The organism is Sedimentitalea todarodis, from assembly GCF_032595355.1.
Lineage (GTDB): Bacteria > Pseudomonadota > Alphaproteobacteria > Rhodobacterales > Rhodobacteraceae > Sedimentitalea > Sedimentitalea todarodis.
Map to the genome: position 1 here is coordinate 53,891 of NZ_JASMWN010000003.1, position 15,836 is coordinate 69,726.

At 59.7% G+C, this 15,836-nt stretch carries 18 protein-coding genes; 8 read left to right on the forward strand and 10 right to left on the reverse strand.

All coding sequences use genetic code 11. The annotated features are described in order from the left end of the window. Positions 1-9: 9 nt before the first annotated feature. Positions 10-606 (reverse strand): histidine phosphotransferase family protein, encoded by a 597-nt coding sequence (locus QO231_RS05105; protein ID WP_316773964.1) that lies wholly within the window; start codon positions 604-606, stop codon positions 10-12. 26 nt (positions 607-632) lie between these two features. Here QO231_RS05105 and QO231_RS05110 point away from each other — a divergent pair, with 26 nt between their 5' ends. The 3 genes from QO231_RS05110 (at position 633) to QO231_RS05120 (ending at position 2,538) form a co-directional block, all read left to right on the forward strand. Continuing rightward, the gene (locus QO231_RS05110) at positions 633-815 is read left to right on the forward strand and encodes a DUF3553 domain-containing protein (protein WP_316773965.1); all 183 of its coding nucleotides are present in this window, start codon (positions 633-635) and stop codon (positions 813-815) included. A 113-nt stretch (positions 816-928) separates the two neighbouring features. Next, a complete protein-coding gene (locus tag QO231_RS05115) occupies positions 929-1,693 on the forward strand; it encodes a GNAT family N-acetyltransferase (RefSeq protein WP_316773966.1) in 765 nt (254 codons plus the stop codon). Then, positions 1,690-2,538, forward strand: a complete 849-nt coding sequence (locus QO231_RS05120) for a lysophospholipid acyltransferase family protein (RefSeq protein WP_316773968.1) — start codon at positions 1,690-1,692, stop codon at positions 2,536-2,538. The genes QO231_RS05115 and QO231_RS05120 overlap by 4 nt, the downstream gene beginning before the upstream one ends. Here QO231_RS05120 and QO231_RS05125 read toward each other — a convergent pair. The 4 genes from QO231_RS05125 to ugpB all read right to left on the reverse strand — a co-directional run bounded on the left by QO231_RS05125 (position 2,517) and on the right by ugpB (position 6,710). Next, on the reverse strand, positions 2,517-3,536 hold the full coding sequence (locus tag QO231_RS05125; protein ID WP_316773970.1) for an ABC transporter ATP-binding protein: 1,020 nt from the start codon (positions 3,534-3,536) through the stop codon (positions 2,517-2,519). The genes QO231_RS05120 and QO231_RS05125 overlap by 22 nt on opposite strands. A gap of 3 nt (positions 3,537-3,539) precedes the next feature. Then, entirely contained in the window at positions 3,540-4,376 is an 837-nt protein-coding gene (gene ugpE, locus QO231_RS05130) for a sn-glycerol-3-phosphate ABC transporter permease UgpE (RefSeq protein ID WP_316774565.1), read from the reverse strand. 17 nt (positions 4,377-4,393) lie between these two features. After that, entirely contained in the window at positions 4,394-5,275 is an 882-nt protein-coding gene (ugpA, locus tag QO231_RS05135) for a sn-glycerol-3-phosphate ABC transporter permease UgpA (protein WP_316773971.1), read from the reverse strand. 124 nt (positions 5,276-5,399) lie between these two features. Next, the gene (gene ugpB / locus QO231_RS05140) at positions 5,400-6,710 is read right to left on the reverse strand and encodes a sn-glycerol-3-phosphate ABC transporter substrate-binding protein UgpB (protein ID WP_316773972.1); all 1,311 of its coding nucleotides are present in this window, start codon (positions 6,708-6,710) and stop codon (positions 5,400-5,402) included. A gap of 380 nt (positions 6,711-7,090) precedes the next feature. On the opposite strand from ugpB, the gene rpsB reads away from it, so the two are divergent. After that, complete coding sequence (gene rpsB, locus QO231_RS05145) at positions 7,091-7,969, forward strand: 30S ribosomal protein S2 (RefSeq protein WP_316773973.1); 879 nt, start codon at positions 7,091-7,093, stop codon at positions 7,967-7,969. Positions 7,970-8,074: 105 nt separating this feature from the next. Continuing rightward, positions 8,075-8,950 (forward strand): translation elongation factor Ts, encoded by an 876-nt coding sequence (gene tsf / locus QO231_RS05150; protein WP_316773975.1) that lies wholly within the window; start codon positions 8,075-8,077, stop codon positions 8,948-8,950. Positions 8,951-9,367: 417 nt separating this feature from the next. Here the strand turns inward: tsf and QO231_RS05155 are convergent, their stop codons facing one another. The 4 genes from QO231_RS05155 to QO231_RS05170 all read right to left on the reverse strand — a co-directional run bounded on the left by QO231_RS05155 (position 9,368) and on the right by QO231_RS05170 (position 12,159). Beyond that, complete coding sequence (locus QO231_RS05155) at positions 9,368-10,129, reverse strand: helix-turn-helix transcriptional regulator (RefSeq protein WP_316773977.1); 762 nt, start codon at positions 10,127-10,129, stop codon at positions 9,368-9,370. A 5-nt stretch (positions 10,130-10,134) separates the two neighbouring features. After that, positions 10,135-10,575, reverse strand: a complete 441-nt coding sequence (gene aroQ / locus QO231_RS05160; RefSeq protein WP_316773978.1) for a type II 3-dehydroquinate dehydratase — start codon at positions 10,573-10,575, stop codon at positions 10,135-10,137. 81 nt (positions 10,576-10,656) lie between these two features. Beyond that, positions 10,657-11,124: a MaoC family dehydratase gene (locus QO231_RS05165; RefSeq protein ID WP_316773979.1), complete on the reverse strand. Its 468-nt coding sequence runs from the start codon at positions 11,122-11,124 to the stop codon at positions 10,657-10,659. 33 nt (positions 11,125-11,157) lie between these two features. After that, positions 11,158-12,159 carry an NADP-dependent oxidoreductase gene (locus tag QO231_RS05170; RefSeq protein ID WP_316773981.1) on the reverse strand — a complete coding sequence of 334 codons (1,002 nt, stop codon included), beginning with the start codon at positions 12,157-12,159 and terminating at the stop codon, positions 11,158-11,160. 95 nt (positions 12,160-12,254) lie between these two features. Here QO231_RS05170 and QO231_RS05175 point away from each other — a divergent pair, with 95 nt between their 5' ends. Next, positions 12,255-12,911 (forward strand): histidine phosphatase family protein, encoded by a 657-nt coding sequence (locus tag QO231_RS05175; protein ID WP_316773983.1) that lies wholly within the window; start codon positions 12,255-12,257, stop codon positions 12,909-12,911. Positions 12,912-12,914: 3 nt separating this feature from the next. On the opposite strand, the gene QO231_RS05180 is transcribed toward QO231_RS05175, so the two are convergent. Beyond that, positions 12,915-13,910 (reverse strand): NADPH:quinone oxidoreductase family protein, encoded by a 996-nt coding sequence (locus QO231_RS05180; RefSeq protein ID WP_316773985.1) that lies wholly within the window; start codon positions 13,908-13,910, stop codon positions 12,915-12,917. Positions 13,911-14,050: 140 nt separating this feature from the next. On the opposite strand from QO231_RS05180, the gene QO231_RS05185 reads away from it, so the two are divergent. Continuing rightward, the gene (locus QO231_RS05185) at positions 14,051-14,872 is read left to right on the forward strand and encodes an SDR family NAD(P)-dependent oxidoreductase (protein ID WP_316773986.1); all 822 of its coding nucleotides are present in this window, start codon (positions 14,051-14,053) and stop codon (positions 14,870-14,872) included. 16 nt (positions 14,873-14,888) lie between these two features. Continuing rightward, a complete protein-coding gene (locus tag QO231_RS05190; protein ID WP_316773987.1) occupies positions 14,889-15,812 on the forward strand; it encodes an SDR family NAD(P)-dependent oxidoreductase in 924 nt (307 codons plus the stop codon). Positions 15,813-15,836 lie beyond the last annotated feature (24 nt).

Genomic DNA, 15,836 nt, shown 5'->3' on the forward strand with positions numbered 1-15,836 from the left:
CGCGCCGTCTCAGAAGCAGATCGCGATCTGACCATCCGCTTGCTCCGTCGACACGTTGCGATCGAGATCTGCGGCCACGGTCGGCATCAGGGCAAACTGCACCTGAGCCGGGGTGACATGCAACAGCGTGTCCGGCGCGGACAGACCGGCCCATAAGGCGCTATCGACGTTCAGCTTTTCGGAGGTGCCTGTTACGCGCCACCGGTCACCTTCGACCCCTACGTTGGCATCCCCGCCGTAGGGCATGGACGTCTCCAGACACTGGATGGCCAGAAACGCCAGACGCACACAGGCGCGGCTCTGTGGTTCAAGGGGGCTCCAATGCAGCCGTAACCGACCACCGCGGCTCACATCGTCGAGCACCGACAGGACCTCGGTACGGCCCAGCATCTGTTCCCCGGCTGCCCCATAGGCGATGCGAAAGAACCGGATTCGCGCACCGGCATTCCCGACGCTGTCGCTGATCAGCTCCAGTTCCGGTCCCTGCATGCCCCCGGCCATATCCAGTAATTCGAGCCCGTTGGTGATGGCGCCGATCGGGCTGATCAGGTCATGGCAGATTCTGGACCCTATCAAGGACGCCAGATTGTGGTTACTCTGTCCCACGTCATTCCTCCGTTTCAGGGCCTGTTGTGACCGATCTCAACGCGATACTCGAACCCGGTATGCTTGTGCGCCACCCCGATTTCAATGATTGGGGTCTGGGGCAGGTGCAATCAAATGTTGGCGGCAAGATCACTGTTAACTTTCGCGAGCAGGGCAAGGTGGTCATTGACGGCACACGCGTGTCGCTGGTTCCCGTCTTTGATTCCTGAAACCGGTTTACGAATGGTTAATTTTTCGCGAACCCGCCGCGTATGTTGCCAATGCGCATCAATGCAGGCTATCTGGCTCCAACTGAATTCCGAACAGATGAAACGCAGCCAAAATGCCTGAATCCGAGCCCGAATTTTCCGTCAGGCTGGCAACCACAGACGACGAACGGCGCGCAGCACAGGCGCTGCGCTATGACGTCTTTGTGCGAGAGTTGGGGGGCGGGGGCGCTCTTGTGGATCACGAGAACGGTTTGGAGCGTGACCGGTTTGATCCGTATTTCGATCACCTCCTGGTGTTTCACAATCCTACCCGTCAGGTTGTCGGAGTCTATCGGCTGATGCGTGACGATCAGGCGACCAGGGCAGGACAGTTCTATTCCGATGACGAATATGATCTGAGCTCTCTCAAAGCCACGGGCCGCCGGTTGCTTGAACTTGGCCGCTCCTGTCTGCATCGCGATTATCGCGGAGGCATCGCGATGTACCATTTGTGGAGCGGGCTGGCACGGTATGTCGATACCCATGATATCGACATCCTGTTTGGTGTCGCCAGCTTTCATGGCACTGATCCGCGGGCGCTTGCTCAACCTCTTTCCATGTTGCACCACGCCCATCTGGCGCCACCCGAATTGCGCGTGCGTGCCCGACCCGAGCGTTTCCAGAGAATGGATCTTGTCCCGCCGGATCAGCTTGATCGCCGCCGGGCGATGGTCGAAATGCCGGCACTGATCAAAGCCTATCTGCGGCTTGGCGGCAGCGTCGGAGAAGGGGCCTGTCTGGATCATGCGTTCAACACCACCGATGTATGCCTTGTTCTGGACACGGCACAGATGAATGATCGCCAGAGGCGGCTCTATTCGGGTGAGCGGGCAGAATGAACCCGACGTGGAACAGTGGGTCGGATCCGGATCCGATCCGCATAGGCGCCTTGGGCTGGGTTCGTGTGATCCTACGCGGCACTGCGCTGGCGGTCCTGGTGTTTGGTTGCCTGCTGTTACTCCTGCTGATCCGGCTCGTCGAAAAACCGTTTTTTGGCCTGAAACGGCCACTGACGCCATACATCACCCAATTCGTCTGTCGGGCTGCGTTTCGGATTCTTGGCATGGGGTTCTCGACATCGGGCGAATTGATGATCGAGCACGGCGCCGTGGTGGCCAATCATTCCTCGTGGCTTGACATCTTTGCGCTGAACGCCCGCAAACGGGTGTATTTCGTCTCAAAGTCTGAAGTTGCAAGCTGGCCCGGGATTGGTTGGCTGGCCCGCGCGACCGGAACGGTTTTTATCGAACGCAACCCGGCGCGGGCGCGCGAGCAGACGCAGCTCTTTGAACAACGGCTGCTTGCCGGGCACAAGCTGTTGTTCTTTCCAGAGGGCACGTCGACCGACGGGTTTCGGATATTGCCATTCAAAACAACGCTGTTCGCTGCGTTCTTCAGTGACGAGTTGAGAAACATCGCCCATATCCAACCGGTGAACGTGATCTATCATGCGCCTCGGGGCGAACCGGCGCGGTTCTATGGCTGGTGGGGTGACATGGAGTTTGCGGAACACCTGCTCAAGACGCTTGCGGTGCGCCGTCCCGGATCGGTTGAACTGGTCTATCATCCGGCGGTGCGGGTTGCGGATTTTGCCAATCGCAAAGCGCTGGCCGCACATTGCGAAGGCGTGGTTCGGGCCTGCCATGACGCCAGGATAACTGATCAGGCGACGCGTATCCGCTGACCGCCCTCATCAAATTGGATTTCATCGTCGGGTGACCAGTCAATGCCGCAGTGCTCGCCTTCCTGCCTGGCACGCAATGCTCCGTCCTGACGCACGGTGAACTGATCACCTGATGGCAGCGCGAGATGGATCAGCGTTTCCGCACCAAGGGCTTCGGAAAAAGTGACGATTCCATTTGCATGGCCTTCGCCGGAAGGGACGATGTGCGCGTGTTCGGGACGCACCCCGATGGTGGCAAGACCCGGTCGCGGTGTCCTCAGGGACGCGGGTGGCACAAAGTTCGTTGCCGGTGATCCGATAAACCCGGCAACGAACTGCGTGGCAGGGTTGGCATAGACTTCAAGCGGCGCACCGATCTGGTCGGCAACCCCATCATGCATCACGATCATGCGGTCAGCCAAGGTCATCGCTTCGACCTGATCATGGGTCACATAAACCGACGTAATGCCAAGTTCCTTCTGTAACGCCTTGATTTCAAGCCGCATCTGCACGCGTAGCTTGGCGTCGAGGTTCGACAACGGTTCATCAAACAGGAACACCGCCGGCTTGCGGACGATGGCGCGACCCATGGCGACGCGCTGGCGTTGACCGCCCGAAAGCTCGCGGGGTTTTCGGAGCAGGTAGTCTTCGAGTTGCAGCATCTTGGCCGCAGTCGCGACCCGGCTGGCGATCTCGTCCTTTGGCACTTTTGCGATCTTCAAGCCGTAGGAAATGTTGTCAAATACGTTCATATGCGGGTAGAGCGCGTAGTTCTGGAACACCATCGCGATGTCGCGATCCATCGGTTCCAGATCATTGACGCGTTTGCCAGAGATTTCGATGTCACCGCCGGTCACTGTTTCCAATCCGGCGACCATCCGCAACAGGGTGGATTTTCCACATCCGGACGGCCCCACGATCACGATGAATTCGCCATCGGCGATGTCGATATCGACGCCGTGGATCACCTCGGTCTTGCCAAAGCGCTTCTTGACGTTGCTGAGTTTGAGCGTTGCCATGGTCTATTTCTCGCTGTCCACAAGGCCGCGGATAAACAGGTTCTGCATGCTGATTACCACAATGATCGGGGGCAGCATGGCCAGGATCGATGTGGCCATGATGACCGGCCAGTCGGCGGTGTCGTCACCAGACGGAAACATCTGCTTGATGCCCATGACGATCGTGTTCATCGACGGATCTGTCGTGATGAGCAGGGGCCAGAGATACTGGTTCCAGCCATAGATGAACAGGATCACAAAGAGGGCCGCAATGTTGGTGCGGCTCATCGGCAGCAGAATATCCCAGAAGAACCGCATCGGGCGCGCACCGTCCACGCGGGCGGCCTCGGCGAGCTCGTCCGGAACCGTCAGAAAGAACTGGCGAAACAGGAAGGTTGCAGTGGCGCTGGCGATCAGCGGAAAAATGAGGCCCGAATAGCTGTTGAGCATGCCAAATCCGGCGACGACCTCGTATGTGGGGACGATACGAACCTCGACCGGCAGCATGAGGGTGAGGAAAATCAGCCAGAAAAACAACCGGCGTCCGGGGAAGCGGAAATAGACGATGGCAAAGGCCGAAAGCAGCGAGATCAGGATCTTGCCGATGGCGATACCCATCGCCATGACAAGCGAATTCGCCAGCATCCGCAGCACCGGCGCGTTCACCCCGGAGAAAAGTGCATCGCGGTAGTTTTGAAAGAACTGATTGCCAGGCCAGAGCGGCATCGGCGGCTGTGTGATTTCGGGCTGTGTCACGGTTGATGCGACAAAGGCGAGCCAGATCGGAAAGAAGATGATCAGAATGCCGACAATCAGACCGGCATGGGTCAGCCACAGACCCGTGCCACGTGTTTCGACCATGCCGGTGCGCTCTGCCATCAGTAATGCACCCGCCGTTCGATGAATTTGAACTGGATGATGGTGAGCAGCCCGACGACGAAGAGCAAAATAACGGATTGGGCCGCGGAACTGCCCAGATCCTGCCCGACAAAACCGTCGGCGTAGACCTTGTAGACAAGGATCGTGGTAGCCTGCTGCGGACCACCGCTGGTGATCGTGTGGATGACCCCGAAGGTCTCAAAGAAGGCATAGACGATGTTGACGACCAGCAGGAAAAAGGTGGTGGGCGACAGCAGCGGCCAGACGATCGTTCGAAACCGGGTCCAGAAACGCGCGCCATCAATGGCGGCGGCCTCGATGACCGAACGTGGAATGGCCTGAAGCCCTGCGAGAAAGAACAGGAAGTTGTAGCTGATCCGCCCCCAGCTTGAGGCGGCCACGACAAGGCCCATCGCCTCGGTCTGGTTCAGCACATGGTTCCAGTCATAGCCAAGCAGGCCGAGATACCAGGAAACAACGCCGACGCGGGTGTTGAACATGAACAGCCACAACACGCCCGCGACCGCCGGGGCCACCGCATAGGGCCAGATCAACAGCGTGCGATAGGTGCCCGCTCCCTTGATCAGCCGGTCGGCAAGCAGCGCGAAATAGAGTGCGATGCCCATCGAGACGATCGTGACCAGCCCGGAAAAAACGGCCGTAGTCACAAATGACGCGCGGTAATAGGGATCCCCCAGCAGGTAGTGAAAGTTCCCAAGCCCAACGAACTGAGATTTCAGGCCAAAGGGATCGGGTATGAATAGCGACTGCCAGACGGCCTGGCCCGCAGGATAGAAAAAGAAGACCGCCGTAATGATCACCTGCGGCAAGAGCAGCAGGAGCGGGAGCAGCCAGCCCTTGAAGGTTACGCGCTTTTCCATTCCGGTTCGATCAGTGGTGGGGCAGGTGATCCTGACCAAATGTTGCGGTCAAGAGTGCTGTCCGTGGGGTGATTGGTCTCTGCGCCCGGGCGGGGCCGGGCGCAGAAAGTTCAGGCGAAAGCCGCTATTGATTGGCTTGTTCAAAGCGGCGCAGCAACTGGTTGCCCCGTTCAACCGCGCTGTCCAGAGCGGCCTGCGCGTCCTTGTCACCGGACCAGACCGCCTCGAGTTCCTCGTCGATGATCCCGCGGATCTGATCAAAGCTGCCAAGGCGCAGGCCTTTGGAATTCGGCGTTGGGGCCGCACCGGTCATTTGCTGAATGGCGATATCGGTGCCAGGATTGGCCTCGTAGAACCCTTCGGCCTTGGTCTGTTCGGCAGCGGCTAGGGTGATCGGCAGATAGCCGGTATCCTGATGCCATTTCGACTGGATGTCGGATGTCGACAGGAAGCTCAGGAATTCCGCGACACCCTTGTATTCTTCCGGATCATGCCCGGCCAGAACCCAGAGCGATGAGCCGCCGATGATCGTGTTCTGCGGAGCCCCTTCGACACCATCCCAATAGGGCAGAGGGCGGATCTCGAAATCAAATTCGGCTTCGGCCTTGATCCCGGCATAACCTGCAGAAGATTCGGTGAACAACGCGCATTCCCCGGCGCGAAAATTCGCTCCGCCTTCGTTGCGACGACCGTTGTAGATGAATTTGCCGTCTCTGGCCCAATCACCCATCTGCTGGATGTGCTGAACCTGCACCGGCCCGTTCAGCGTGAGTTCGGTATCAAGCCCGGCATATCCGTTTTCCTGGCTGGCAAAGGGTTGGTTGTGCCATGTGCTGAAGTTTTCGAGGTGGATCCAGCTCTGCCAGGCGGTGGTCAGCGGGCAGGCATGGCCCGCTTCCTTCAGTGCGTCCAGCGCCTCTCCGACCTGCTGCCATGTGGACAGGTCCATGTCGGGATCAAGCCCGGCCGCCGAGAATGCGTCGCGGTTTACCCAGAGAACCGGAGTCGAGGAATTGTAGGGCAGCGAGAGCATTTCGCCGTCCGTGGTGGTGTAATAGCCTTTGACCGGGCCAAGATAGCCATCCGGGTCAAACGGTGCGCCACCTTCGGCCATCACTTCGTAAACAGGTCTGATCGCGCCCTCTGCTGCCATCATCGTGGCTGTGCCGACTTCGAACACCATCAGGATATGCGGCTGCTCACCGGCTCGGAACGCGGCGATGCCGGCGTTGAGTGTTTCGGAATAGTTGCCCTTGTGGTTTCCGACAATCACATAGTCGGACTGGCTGGCGTTGAAGGTTTCGATCTGCTCTGCAAGAAGTTCGCCAAGCCGACCGGTGAACGCGTGCCACCATTGAATCTCGGTCTGCGCCCAGGCACCCGTCGACAGGGCTACCGTAGACGCAGCGGCAGCGAGCAAAGTTTTGATTTTCATGGCTTTCCCCCCAAGGAAATTGATCTAGTGCAATGTAGCACAGCCTAACCAACTGCGCGATTCTGACAACAGTTTTGCGACGGCCGAAGCAGAACCGGCGATTTTGTTCACCGATTGGCATGGGATGACAAATCCGCGCCTCTGCCATATCGACTGGTCAGGCATCTTTGCCTTTGCGGCATTCGTGTTTCATGTAGACGCGCAGGTGGATCGAAACCGTGTGGGTAAGGGCTTGCGTCCGGGATCATCGTACAGTATGGCCCCACCATTCAACCCGCAGGCGGGGTTGGGCCGATGGGGGAGACATCCTCAAAGGTCCGCCGGTTGGCGCAATCGCGTCGAGACCCCCGCCGAGGATAAAACCGGAAAGGAAAACGAGCATGGCTCTTCCCGAGTTCTCCATGCGCCAGCTGCTGGAAGCAGGCGTACACTTTGGTCACCAGACACAGCGCTGGAACCCGCGTATGGCGCATTACATATATGGCGCGCGCAACGGCATTCACATCATGGACCTGACACAGACTGTTCCGATGCTGGATCAGGCGTTGCAGGTCATTCGTGATACAGTCGCCAAGGGTGGCCGCGTCCTGTTTGTGGGCACCAAGCGTCAGGCCAGCCAGCCGATCGCGGAAGCGGCCGAGAAATCCGCGCAGTATTACATGAACCACCGTTGGCTGGGCGGTACGCTCACCAACTGGCAGACCGTTTCCAAATCGATCCAGCGCCTGAAGCAAATCGACGAGCAGATGGAAACCGGTGCCGAAGGCCTGACCAAGAAAGAACGTCTTGGCATGGAACGCGATCAGGGCAAATTGCAGGCGTCGCTGGGCGGTATCCGCGAAATGGGCGGCACACCTGACCTGTTGTTCGTGATCGACGTCAAGAAAGAAGCGCTGGCGATCGCCGAGGCCAACAAGCTGGGTATCCCGGTGGTTGCGATTGTCGACACCAACTGTTCCCCCGATGGCGTTGACTTCATCATTCCGGGCAATGACGACGCCGCCCGTGCAATCTCGCTCTATTGTGATCTTGCCGCGCGCGCCGCGCTGGACGGCATGTCGGCACAGTTGGGGGCAGCCGGCGTCGATCTGGGTGCAATGGAAGACGCTCCGGTTGAAGAAGCCGTTGCCGAGCCTGCAGCCGTTGAAGTTGGCGACGCGTCGACAGAGACCGTGTCGAACGACGCCATGGCCAAGGATGCGCCGATGGATATCGAGTCCACCGCAAAGACCCTGGAAAAGGCCGCCAAAAGCAGCTGATCGGTTTGCCGCCGCGGTTCGCGGTGGTCTGACATGAACCTGATATGCGGCGCGAGTATTGCTCGCGCTGCACCCGTTGAAAATTCCTGGACAGGAGAGCCGAACATGGCAATTACCGCATCGATGGTGAAGGAACTGCGCGACAGCACCGGCGCAGGCATGATGGACGCCAAGAAGGCGCTGACCGAAACCGATGGCGACATGGACGCCGCCGTTGACTGGCTGCGCACCAAGGGCCTGGCAAAAGCCGCCAAGAAATCCGGCCGCGTCGCCGCCGAAGGCCTGGTTGCCGTCGTCGTCGACGGTGGCAAGGGTGTTGCGGTCGAAGTGAATTCGGAAACCGACTTTGTCGGCAAGAACGCGGAATTCCAGGAAATGGTCAGCGGCATCGCACGCACCGCGCTTGGCGTCTCCGATATCGAGGCTCTGAAATCAGCGGACATGGGTGGCAAGTCGGTTGCTGATGTGATCACCGACAAGATCGCCACCATCGGCGAAAACATGTCGGTGCGCCGGATGTCGGTCATCGAGGGCGACGCGGTGGTGTCCTATGTTCACAACGCAGCCGCCCCCGGCATGGGCAAGATCGGCGTTCTGGTTGCACAGAGCGGCGGTGACGACGCGTTTGGCAAGCAGGTTGCGATGCACATTGCGGCGGTGAACCCTGCGGCGTTGAGCGAAGACGACATGGACCCCGCCGTAGTCGAGAAGGAAAAGCAGATTCAGATGGACATTGCCCGCGAAAGCGGCAAGCCCGAGCAGGTGATTGAAAAGATGATCATTGGCCGGATGAAAAAGTTCGTCTCCGAATCCACCCTGCTGAACCAGCAGTTCGTGGTGAATCCCGACCTGACCGTCGGCGAAGCCGCAAAAGAAGCCGGTGCCACGATCACGGGTTTCGTGCGGCTCGAAGTGGGCGAAGGCATCGAGAAGAAGGAAGAGGATTTCGCCAGCGAAGTGGCGAAGGCCGTTCAGGGCTGATCAAATCCACAATGATTGACGGGGCTCGTCTGGCAGATCGCCGGGCGGGCCCTTTCTGTTTGGGGGAATGACGTTCGGTCAGAGTCCAGACCCCCTGAGAGATGGGCAGAACGCCGGCGGAAAATGAAGTCGGAGCCGCGTTTGCAAGAGCGCGGCTCCGATCAATTGAATGCCCCGGTTCAATGGGGATGGATGGGGCTATTCAAAGTTTCCGACTCAATACGTGGATCAATACACGCACGAGCCGGACAGGTAAGAGAGCCTTGCAATATCAAGGTTCGTTTCCCGATGTTCCCAGGCTAAAGCCACCACTCACGGAACAACTGTACTTTGCGACTTAATGCGCGTTAACAAAAGTAATGTATTCCTTACCTCGGGGAAACCTTCCACCCTTCACAGGCTAAAACCTGAATGAAATCAAGTCTCTGCGGGCATCGTAAACATCTGGTTGAGCAACGCCGCCTTGAGCACTGCCTGGGCCGAGGTTTCCACCGAGAGCGACTCGCGCGCGAGCCGCAGGTGTTTTTCGACCGTGGCCGAAGTCAGCCCCATCAGGATGGCGATATCCTGCGTGGTCTTGCCGTCGCCGACCCATTCCAGCGCCTCGCGCTGGCGCTTGGTCAGCGCCCTGTTGGGGGGCGTGTAGGGGAGTGTGAGAATGCGCAGATGCGCGACATTGTTCATCAGGTGGATGTCGGTGCCATGTTCCGCCCAGACCTGATCAATCTCTTCCTGAGACATCTCGGCCTTCGCCGCCAGCGAGATCGCGCCCTTGGAACGCGGCGAGATCGATTTGAAACTGATCGTGTACCCCGACTTGACCTTGAAGGTCAGGTTGAACTGCACCACCTTGATCTGCTCGGGCGTCAGCTTGCCGAGGTCAAATTTCTCGTAGATTTGCCGCCAGCTGCCCGCACCTTCATTTTCCAGCGCCCAGTTCAGCATCGGCGCATGAAAATACAGCCCTCCGTGAAGAAAGCCTGCGAGGTATTCCGGGCTGTGGTTGCTGAGAATTGTAAAATCGTCAGGATCACCCAGAGAGGTTTCGGTCCGATATCGGGTGAACCCATAGATCAGCCGGTCAAAGCCGAATTTCTCCATCTGGGCGGTATGAACCGGCCAGAGTTCTTCCAGGCTTTGCGTGTTGGTGATGAAGTGCAGATACTCACGCAGTTCCATACAGGTTATGACCCTTCCAGATGGGACTTGAGCGCATCAAGCGCCAGGATGTACCCCTGCGGCCCGAACCCGCAGATTTGCCCGAGAGCGACCTTTGCCAGATAGGATACGTGGCGATACGACTCGCGGGCATGAATGTTGGACAGGTGGACTTCGACCGCAGGCAACTCCACCGAGGCGACCGCGTCCATCAGTGCGATAGAGGTGTGGGTATAGGCTCCGGCATTGATCACGAGCCCCGCCTGCACCCCCTTGGCCGCATGGATCGCATCGACCATGCCGCCCTCGTGATTTGTCTGGTGGCAGGACACGTTCACTCCGATCGCTTTACCATGCGCGCGGCAGGCGTCTTCGACCATGGCCAGCGTGGTTGTCCCGTAGACCTCTGGCTGGCGGGTCCCAAGCAGGTTCAGATTTGGGCCGTTGAGGATCAGAATGCCGTTCATGGTGCCAGGTTCCTTTTTGTGCGTTGGTCTTAGGCACGAATGGTCGGTTCTGTCCAGTTCCGAGGGCGTCAAGGCGGCAAATCAGGCAAAAACTGCCAATCCGAGCCACTGCGCAACCAGTGCGGGGATGTCCTGACCCTCAATTTCGATGGTCAGGGCATTCTCGCGCAGAAGATTGGTCTCGTTGCGTTTGGTCACCTCTGACAGTACAAACCGTCCGCGCAGCCGCGACCCGGACTTGACCGGCGACAGAAAGCGCAGCTTGTTGAAGCCGTAGTTGATACCCATGACCTGACCGGGCAGCATCGGGAAACAGTCATAGGCAAAACGGCTTGCCAGCGACAGCGTCAGGAACCCGTGCGCGATGGTGCCGCCAAACGGCGTTTCCGCCGCCGCACGATCGGGATCTACATGGATCCACTGGGTGTCGTGGGTCGCGTCGGCAAAGGTGTCGATCATCGGCTGATCCACGGTGATCCAGTTGGATACGCCGACCTCTGTTCCCAGAAGTGCCTGGGCGTTTTTCAATGCGTCATCAATCGCGGCCATGGGTTTTCCTGTGGTTGATGTCTGATGGAGGGATCAGGGATCGGGGCCGACACGCACCATGCGCTTGCCCTTGTTCTCGCCTGCCAGCAGGCCAATCAGAGCGGCGGGCGCAGAGTCGAGCCCTTCGACTATGTCTTCGAAGACCTTGATCTGGCCACTGTTGACCCAGATTTGCAGCGCACGCAGGGCGGTCGCGTCCTGTTTGGCGAAATCCATCACGATAAAGCCCTCCATCCGCAGCCGTTTCACCACCACCAATCCCGGCAGGTTGCGCGGACCGGTTGGGGCGTCGGTGTCATACTGGCTGATCGCGCCACAGCAGGAGATACGGCCTCTTTCGTTCATCACGGCCAGTGCGGTCTCCAGTACCGCGCCTCCGACATTGTCGAAATAGACATCCACACCATCCGGGCAGACGGCGCGCAACGCCTTGAACAGGCCAGGTTCGCGATAGTCCGCACAGGCATCAAACCCGAGCGTGTCCACAACCCATCCGCATTTTTCCGCTCCGCCGGCAATCCCGACGACGCGGCACCCGAGGGCCTTGGCGATCTGCCCGACATAGCCGCCGACCGAGCCGGCCGCGGCAGAGACAAGCACGGTTTCCCCGGCAATGGGGTGAGCAACATTCACCAGACCATGAAACGCGGTTTTGCCCGCGATCCCGTAGACAGACATCAGATTGGACAAAGGCCGGATATCGGGCAGTTTCTGCACCTTGTGTGCGGGACGCGTCACATATTCGGCCCAGACCGATTCCGACGCGACAATATCGCCCTTGTTCAGCTTTGGACTCTTGCTCTCCATCACTTCGCAGATCGCGTAGGTCGGCATGATGTCCCCGGCCTTGACCGCATCGCGATAGGTCGCTCCCTGCATCCAGCTTCGGTTGGCGGCGTCGATTGACATCAGGATCGTGCGCAACAGCACCTCGCCATCCCCTGCGGCTGGCACGTCGCCGTCCAATGCCGTGAAATGCGCCTGTGTGAGTTCGCCCTTGGGCAATTCAGAGATCGCGATCATTCGGTTGGTCATGTTCAGGTCCTGGGTTAGGTGCGCTTGTCGGGCTGTTAAACGGCGGCTGATCCCGGTAGTCGTCCGGGACAGAGCGAAAGGGAGGCCCGCAGCGCATGAGCAAAGAGTATCACCAGACCAAGTTTTCGCCGCCACCGGGCGCGGCAGATCTGTTGTTGATCCGTCATGGCCGCACCGAAGCCGCGCGCCCCGGAGTGTCGTTTCCGATGAAGGATGGGCATGGCGACCCGGCGTTGCATCCCGAAGGTGAAGAACAGGCGTTGGCCGTGGCCGCGCGCCTGGAGCGTGAACCGCTGTCCGCGATCTATGTGACGAACCTGCGCCGGACCCATCAGACCGCCGCGCCACTGGCCGAACGCCTCGGGCTTGAGCCGCGTGTCGAGGCCGATCTGCGCGAAATCCATCTGGGCGAGTGGGACGGCGGGCTCTACCGCATCAAGGCCGCCGAAAACGCGCCGGAATTCCAGCGCGCGTTTGCCCGGCAGGAATGGGGCGAAATCCCCGGTGCGGAAACCACAGCCATCCTGCATGCGCGTGTCCGGGCAGGTCTGTTGCGGATTGCGGCGGCGCATCCGGATGAGCGGGTCGCGGTGGTCGTACATGCGGGTGTGGTCGGGGCCGCCCTGGCAATTGCCAGCGGATCGCAACCCTTCGCGTTCAACAAGGTCGCCAATGGCTCGATCAGCCGCATCGTGATCCACGGGGACAGGATGATCGTGCAGGGGTTCAACGATATTTCGCATCTGAGTTGACGATCAATCCATCGTTACGACGACTTTGCCCATCACCTTGCGCTCTTGCATCATGTTGAGCGCCTCGGCGGCCTGAGCAAGCGGGAAGCGTGCGCTGATCCGGGGTTTGATCTTGCCCTCGGCGTAGAGTTGAAACAGCTCGCCGACGTTTTCCAGATGCCCCTTGGGGTCGCGCACCGTCGACGCCCCCCAGAACACCCCGACCACCTGACAGCCTTTGAGCAGTGTCAGGTTCAGCGGAAGTTCAGGAATGCCGGCGGGGAATCCGACCACAAGAAACCGGCCTTCCCAGGCAAGTGCGCGCACGGCAGGCTCGGCATAGGCCCCACCCACGGCATCATAGACGACATTGACGCCTTCGGACCCGACCAGTTTCTTGATCTCGCCCGAGAACGCCTTTTGCGCGTCGCGATCCATATCGCGCGGATAGATGATTGTCTCATCGGTCCCGATGGATTTACAGAACTCTGCTTTTTCGGCGCTGGAGACCGCGGCAATGACCCGTGCCCCTGCCGCCTTGCCCAGTTCGATGGCGGCGGCCCCAACACCGCCCGCAGCCCCAAGGATCAGCAGGCTTTCACCGGCTTTCAGTTTGGCGCGGTCCTTCAAAGCGTGATGCGAGGTGCCGTAGGTAAAGATGAAACAGGCCGCGTCCTCGTAGGGCATGTCGTCGGGGATCTTGATGAGCCGGGTGGGATCAATGGCTATATGCGTGGCAAAACCGCCAAAGCCCGTCAACGCCAGCACCCGGTCGCCAACGGCAAATCCCGCGACGCCCTTGCCAACGGCCAGGATATCGCCTGCGATCTCGCCACCGGGCGCAAACGGGCGCGGTGGTTTCATCTGATACAAGTCACGGATCATCAGAGTGTCGGGAAAATTGACCCCTGACGCCCGAATTCCGACGATCACCTCGCCGTCTTTTGGCTGTGGATCGGGACATTCGGTCAGTTCCAGCGTTTCGGGCCCACCGATGGCAAGGCTCAGCATTGCATGCATGTGCATCTCTCCCTGAAGTCGCGGTTCAGAGCCGCAAACATACCGCGCGACTGTTTCCCCGCAAATCAGTGTTGTCAATCGAAATTCGAAATGCAATTCTGCACAGCGGAACGGCGACGCGCGACGGAAAGGAACCCACCATGACACCGGATATCCTGTTTTCCCTGAATGGGAAAACCGCAGTCGTCACGGGCGGCGCAACCGGCATCGGGCGCATGGCCGCCGAGGCGTTGGTCCGCGCAGGGGTGCGTGTGCTGATTGCATCGCGCAAGGGTGAGGCCTGCGAGGCCGTCGCGGAGCAACTGAATGCGCTGGATGCGGACGGGTCCGCCGAGGGTTTTGCCGGGGATGTCGGCAGCGAAGAGGGTGTCGACGCGTTGGCCAAGGCGGTCGCGGACCGGACGGATCGGCTCGATATCCTGATGAATAACGCGGGCATAACCTGGGGTGCACCGCTGGGTCAGTATCCTTTTGCCGCCTGGGAAAAGGTGAACGCGGTCAACGTGGCCGGGCTGTTTCATCTGACGCAAAAGCTGATGCCGATGCTGATCGCGTCCGGCACCACAGAGGATCCGGCGCGGGTGGTCAATGTTGGGTCGGTCATGGGTGAAGTACCGATGGGCGATGGCGCGTACGCCTATTCCGCCTCCAAGGCTGCCGTCCTGCATCTGAGCAAGATCCTCGCCAAGGAACTTGCCGGACATCACGTAACTGTCAATGCGCTGGCACCCGGACCCTTCGTGTCACGGATGACGGCCTTTGCCACCGGCGACGAGGTCTTGCGCGAAAAGGTCGGTGCCGATGTGCCCTTGGGGCGCGTCGGGCGGGATGAAGATATCGCCGGATGCATGTTGTTTCTCTGTGGACGTGGCGGGGCCTATGTGACCGGTGCCGTGATCCCGGTCAGCGGTGGCATCAACGTGATGACCGCGCCGAATATCTTTGCAAGTGCAATGGAATAGAAGAGGACGGTAAAGCATGACGATCAGGTTTGACGACCGGGTGGCGATCGTGACCGGCGCCGGTGTGGGGCTGGGGCGTTCACACGCTTTGGGTCTGGCCGCGCGTGGTGCCAAGGTGGTGGTGAATGACCTGGGAGTTGCGACGGACGGGTCTGGCATGTCCTCGGACGCGGCGCTGGCCGTGGTTGAAGAGATCAAGGCCGCAGGTGGTGAGGCGATGGCGCACGGGGCCGATGTCTCGGATCCCGCGGGCGTCGATGACATGGTCCAACGGACGATGGCCACATGGGGACGGATCGACATTGCCGTGAACAACGCCGGCATCCTGCGCGACAAGACCTTTGGCAAGCTGAGCCTCGATGATTTCCGCAAGGTGGTGGACGTGCACCTGATGGGCAGTGCCACGGTCAGCCATGCCTGTTGGTCGATCATGCGCGAACAGGGCTATGGCCGGATTGTCCTGACCTCATCGGGCAGCGGGCTTTATGGCAACGTCGGCCAGTCCAACTATGGCGCGGCCAAGGCGGCGATGATGGGGCTGATGAACGTGCTGCATATCGAAGGTGCGCGTGACAATATCCGGGTCAATGTGCTGGCGCCGACTGCGGCAACGCGGATGACGGAATCTCTCATTCCCGCGGATGCGCTGGCGCTGATGGCACCGGAGACGATCACGCCGGGCCTGTTGTATCTGGTCAGCGAGGATGCCCCGAGCCGGGTGATGCTGGGTGCCGGGGCGGGATGCTTTGCACAGACGCGGGTGTATGAAACTCAGGGCATCACCCTGACCGGTGACATCACGCCAGAAGATGTCGCCGAACGGTTTGCTGACGTCGCGGATCCGGACGGTCAGGAAGAACTTTCAAACGCCTTTGAACAAACGAGAAAATACGTGATCAATGCCGCGAATGCCCGTGGGCTGACGCTGGATTGGACCTGAAAGGAACTGGCCATGCACGACACC

What these genes read in the sequence shown, in the direction of transcription:
- QO231_RS05115 (WP_316773966.1), top strand. Translation starts at nt 929, where the DNA reads ATGCCTGAATCCGAGCCCGAATTTTCCGTCAGGCTGGCAACCACAGAC.
- QO231_RS05120 (WP_316773968.1), top strand. Translation starts at nt 1,690, where the DNA reads ATGAACCCGACGTGGAACAGTGGGTCGGATCCGGATCCGATCCGCATA.
- QO231_RS05125 (WP_316773970.1), bottom strand. Translation starts at nt 3,536, where the DNA reads ATGGCAACGCTCAAACTCAGCAACGTCAAGAAGCGCTTTGGCAAGACC.
- ugpE (WP_316774565.1), bottom strand. Translation starts at nt 4,376, where the DNA reads ATGGTCGAAACACGTGGCACGGGTCTGTGGCTGACCCATGCCGGTCTG.
- ugpA (WP_316773971.1), bottom strand. Translation starts at nt 5,275, where the DNA reads ATGGAAAAGCGCGTAACCTTCAAGGGCTGGCTGCTCCCGCTCCTGCTG.
- ugpB (WP_316773972.1), bottom strand. Translation starts at nt 6,710, where the DNA reads ATGAAAATCAAAACTTTGCTCGCTGCCGCTGCGTCTACGGTAGCCCTG.
- rpsB (WP_316773973.1), top strand. Translation starts at nt 7,091, where the DNA reads ATGGCTCTTCCCGAGTTCTCCATGCGCCAGCTGCTGGAAGCAGGCGTA.
- tsf (WP_316773975.1), top strand. Translation starts at nt 8,075, where the DNA reads ATGGCAATTACCGCATCGATGGTGAAGGAACTGCGCGACAGCACCGGC.
- QO231_RS05155 (WP_316773977.1), bottom strand. Translation starts at nt 10,129, where the DNA reads ATGGAACTGCGTGAGTATCTGCACTTCATCACCAACACGCAAAGCCTG.
- aroQ (WP_316773978.1), bottom strand. Translation starts at nt 10,575, where the DNA reads ATGAACGGCATTCTGATCCTCAACGGCCCAAATCTGAACCTGCTTGGG.
- QO231_RS05165 (WP_316773979.1), bottom strand. Translation starts at nt 11,124, where the DNA reads ATGGCCGCGATTGATGACGCATTGAAAAACGCCCAGGCACTTCTGGGA.
- QO231_RS05170 (WP_316773981.1), bottom strand. Translation starts at nt 12,159, where the DNA reads ATGACCAACCGAATGATCGCGATCTCTGAATTGCCCAAGGGCGAACTC.
- QO231_RS05175 (WP_316773983.1), top strand. Translation starts at nt 12,255, where the DNA reads ATGAGCAAAGAGTATCACCAGACCAAGTTTTCGCCGCCACCGGGCGCG.
- QO231_RS05180 (WP_316773985.1), bottom strand. Translation starts at nt 13,910, where the DNA reads ATGCATGCAATGCTGAGCCTTGCCATCGGTGGGCCCGAAACGCTGGAA.
- QO231_RS05185 (WP_316773986.1), top strand. Translation starts at nt 14,051, where the DNA reads ATGACACCGGATATCCTGTTTTCCCTGAATGGGAAAACCGCAGTCGTC.
- QO231_RS05190 (WP_316773987.1), top strand. Translation starts at nt 14,889, where the DNA reads ATGACGATCAGGTTTGACGACCGGGTGGCGATCGTGACCGGCGCCGGT.